This window comes from Trebonia sp. (assembly GCF_030042015.1).
In the GTDB taxonomy this organism is placed as follows: Bacteria; Actinomycetota; Actinomycetes; order Streptosporangiales; family Streptosporangiaceae; genus Trebonia.
In genome coordinates this window covers 1-3,465 of sequence record NZ_JASIAL010000458.1, presented here as the reverse complement: position 1 = coordinate 3,465, position 3,465 = coordinate 1, and the positions used below count along the sequence as shown (strand labels likewise).

6 protein-coding genes are annotated in these 3,465 nt (G+C 70.2%); 4 read left to right on the top strand and 2 right to left on the bottom strand.

Features of this window, described 5'->3' with window-relative positions; translation table 11 throughout:
• Positions 1–360 (bottom strand): TetR/AcrR family transcriptional regulator (locus Q1N79_RS24595; protein ID WP_300612877.1); only part of this gene is annotated, 360 nt, incomplete at its 3' end.
• Between the two features lie 139 nt (positions 361–499).
• On the opposite strand from Q1N79_RS24595, the gene Q1N79_RS24590 reads away from it, so the two are divergent.
• The gene (locus tag Q1N79_RS24590; protein ID WP_300612875.1) at positions 500–949 is read left to right on the top strand and encodes a nitroreductase/quinone reductase family protein; all 450 of its coding nucleotides are present in this window, start codon (positions 500–502) and stop codon (positions 947–949) included.
• On the opposite strand, the gene Q1N79_RS24585 is transcribed toward Q1N79_RS24590, so the two are convergent.
• Positions 946–1,944, bottom strand: coding sequence for an SDR family oxidoreductase (locus Q1N79_RS24585; protein ID WP_300612873.1), 999 nt, complete (start codon positions 1,942–1,944; stop codon positions 946–948). The genes Q1N79_RS24590 and Q1N79_RS24585 overlap by 4 nt on opposite strands.
• 72 nt (positions 1,945–2,016) lie before the next feature.
• Here Q1N79_RS24585 and Q1N79_RS24580 point away from each other — a divergent pair, with 72 nt between their 5' ends.
• The 3 genes from Q1N79_RS24580 to Q1N79_RS30860 all read left to right on the top strand — a co-directional run.
• A complete protein-coding gene (locus Q1N79_RS24580; protein ID WP_300612871.1) occupies positions 2,017–2,664 on the top strand; it encodes a Bax inhibitor-1 family protein in 648 nt (215 codons plus the stop codon).
• Between the two features lie 96 nt (positions 2,665–2,760).
• Entirely contained in the window at positions 2,761–3,351 is a 591-nt protein-coding gene (locus Q1N79_RS24575; RefSeq protein ID WP_300612869.1) for a sigma-70 family RNA polymerase sigma factor, read from the top strand.
• Positions 3,348–3,465: zf-HC2 domain-containing protein (locus Q1N79_RS30860; protein ID WP_367185138.1), on the top strand; the 118-nt coding region annotated here is incomplete at its 3' end. The genes Q1N79_RS24575 and Q1N79_RS30860, both read left to right, overlap by 4 nt.

Sequence of the window (3,465 nt, the reverse complement as noted above, 5' to 3'; positions counted from 1 at the left end):
CGAGCCGTAGATCAGCGCGTACTCGTGCGGGTGGGCCAGCGCCCAGCCGCGGATCGCGTGGCACGCCGCGGCCCACCGGCCGCGCGGGTCGGCGCCCGCCGCCGCGCTCACCGCGTCCTCGGCGGCGGACCCGACCGCGTTGTACGCGTCGATGATCAGCGCGGTCAGCAGGTCGTCGCGGCTGGGGTAGTACCTGTACAGCGCCGAGGAGACCATGCCGAGCGAACGCGCCACCGCGCGCAGCGACAGCCCGTCCGCGCCGACGTTGGCGAGCTGCCGCCGCGCCTCCTGCCTGATCTCGCGCGTCAGCTCGGCACGGGCCCGCTCGCGCGCGGTCTGGCTGGCGTTGACCGGACTCATCACCACTCCCAAGAGATCGCTAGACAAAAACGAGAGCACTGCTCTTGACAGGATAGCAGCCCTTCGTGTTCACTGATCTTAGTAGAGATCAATGCTCTCGCAAAGAACCCGCGGGGAGCCGCGGAACTAGGAGCAAACCATGAACACCCGCTACGTCGCCCCCGGCGCTACCACCAAGGTCTTCAACCGCGCCGTCGCCGGCCTCACCCGGCTCGGGGTCAGCGTCTGGGGCTCCCGGGTGCTGTCCGTGCAGGGCCGCACCAGCGGCGAATGGCGCAGCACCCCGGTGAACCTGCTGGCATATGACGGCGGCAGTTACCTCGTCTCCCCGCGCGGCACCACCCAGTGGGTCCGCAACCTGCGCGCCGCCGACGGTCACGGCGAGCTGCGCCTCGGCCGCCGCGCCGAGCCGTTCCTGGCGATCGAACTCGGCGACGACGCCAAGCCGGACGTGCTGCGCGCCTACCTCAAGCGCTGGAAGATCGAGGTCGGCGCGTTCTTCGACGGCGTGGACGCCAACTCACCCGAGGAGACGCTGCGCCGCGTCGCTCCCGGCTACCCCGTGTTCCGGATCGAGCGGGCGAGCTAGGCCGCCGTGCGGCCGGCCGATCCCGCCAGCTTGTCCATCAGCGCGTCCAGCCTCTCGTCGGTGGCCTGCCGCGCCGGGTCCGCGAGGTACCAGGCGGCGATCTCCCGCGCGCCCCGCTCGAACGGGACGACCGCCCGCCACCCCGGCACCACCGAGCGCAGCTTGGAGTTGTCGAAGACCATCGAGTGCGCCTTGTCGCCGAGCAGCGACGCGCCCCATTCCCTGTCGGCCGCCGCGATCGCGTCAGAAGGCACGTGCACGAGGTTGCCGGTGACGCCCAACGCGGCCGCGAGGGCGTGCGCGATCTGGTCCCACGTGAGGACGTCATCGGATGTGATGTGGAACGCCTCCCCCAGCGTCCGCGGGTGCCCGAGCAGCGGCACGAACCCGCGCGCGAAGTCGGTGGCGTGCGTCACCGTCCACAGCGACGTCCCGTCCCCGTGCACGATCACCGGCTTGCCCGCGAGCATCCGCGCCAGCGCCGTCCACCCGCCGGACAGCACGGTCTTGGTCGCGTCGTAGGTGTGCGACGGCCGCACGATCGTCACGGGGAAGTCGTGCTCGCGGTACTGGCTGACGAGCAGGTCCTCGCACGCGATCTTGTCCCGGGAGTACTGCCAGAACGGGTTCTTCAGCGGCGTGGACTCCGTGATGGGCAGCCGGGCCGGCGGTTTCTGATACGCCGAGGCCGTGGAGATGAACACGTACTGCCCGGTGCGGTCGCTGAAGAGGTCGATGTCGGTGCGGACGTGCTCGGTGGTGAACGCCACCCAGTCAACCACTGAGTCAAAGTCAAGGTCTTTAAGCACATCCCGAACGGTCCGGGGTGACCGCACATCGGCCCGCAACTCGCGGACGCCCGGCGAGAGCGGGCGCGTGGTGCTCTGCCCCCGGTTGAGCACGTACAGGTCGACGCCGTCCGCGACGGCCTGGCGGGCGCACGCGGAGGAGATGACGCCGGTGCCCCCGATGAACAGAACCCGCAGCTTGCTCATGCGCTCAAGGGTAAAGGGAACATTAACGATGTTCAGCGCGGCGGGGCGGCACCGGCGGGGGAGAATGACCGCATGTACGGGAACATGGCCTATCAGGGGTATGCGACCCGCGACCGCACTCAGACGCTCTTCGGGCAGACTATGGGGCTGGTCGCGGCCACGGCGGCGTTCTTCGCGCTTGCCGCGTACGCGGGGCGCAACCTCTCGCACGGGGTGGCGTTGGCGGCCTACGTCGTCGCGTTCATCTGCCTGCTGTCGATGAACTTCGCCGCGCGCCGCTCGGCGACCGCCTCGACCGTGCTGCTGTTCGTCTTCGGCGTGCTCATCGGCCTGGCCCTGGCGCCGACGCTCGCCTACTACGCCGCGATGGACCCGCGGATCCTGTGGCAGGCTGGCGGCGCGACCGCGCTGTTCATGGCCGGCTTCGGCGCGGCCGGGTACGCCACGCGGCGGAATCTGGCGTGGCTGTGGCGGATCTGTTTCTTCGCGCTGATCGCGCTCATCATCTTCGGCATCGCGGCGATCTTCGTCAGCATCCCGCACGGCGAGCTGATCTACTCGATCCTGGGCCTGGTGATCTTCGCCGGCCTGACCATGTTCGACTTCCAGCGGCTGCGGCGCAATGCGGACATCAACTCCGCCCCGCTCATCGCCGCGTCGATCTTCGTCGACGCGCTCAACGTGTTCCTGTTCTTCCTGCGGATCTTCAGCCGCGACTGAGCCGAGGCCCGATACGCTCGGGCAGCAAGATTCCCGGGTGAGCGACCAATCCGGCCGGGCGGCGGCACCGAATGGGGCTGCGTGGAGGCACATGGCATGGGTCCGTTCCGTTCGGCTCCGGGTTCGCCTGATCCGGCCCAGCGCAGCGACCCCGATCTCGACAAGCAGCTCACGCTGGTGGCGCGCGGCGACCAGGCAGCGTTCGAGGCGGTCTACGACCGGCTGGCCGGGCCGGTCTACGGCTTAATCCGCAGGGTGCTCCGTGACCCCGCCCAGTCCGAGGAGGTCACCCAGGAGGTCCTGCTCGAGGTCTGGCGGACCGCGTCGCGGTTCGACCCGGGCAAGGGCAGCGCGGCGACGTGGGTGCTGACGATCGCGCACCGGCGCGCCATCGACCGGGTCCGGTCCGAGACCGCCGCGGCCGAGCGGGAGCAGCGGTCCGCGCCGGCCCCGATCGCGGTGGACGAGACCGCGGAGAGCGTGGAGGCCAGCCTCGAAGCCGAACGCGTGCGCCGCTGCCTGGACGGGCTGACCGAGCTGCAGCGGGAGTCGATCACGCTGGCCTACTACGGCGGGTACAGCTACCCGCAGGTCGCCGCGTTGCTCGACACCGCGCTCGGCACGATCAAGACACGGATCCGCGACGGGCTGATCCGGCTGCGTGACTGCCTGGGGGTGAGCTGGTGAGACTACTGAGCCGCCGTAACCTGCACGCCCACTCTCCGGCCGGGCCGTACGCGCTGGACGCGCTCGACGGCGCCGAACGCGACCGGTTCGAGCGGCACCTGCGCCGCTGCCGCG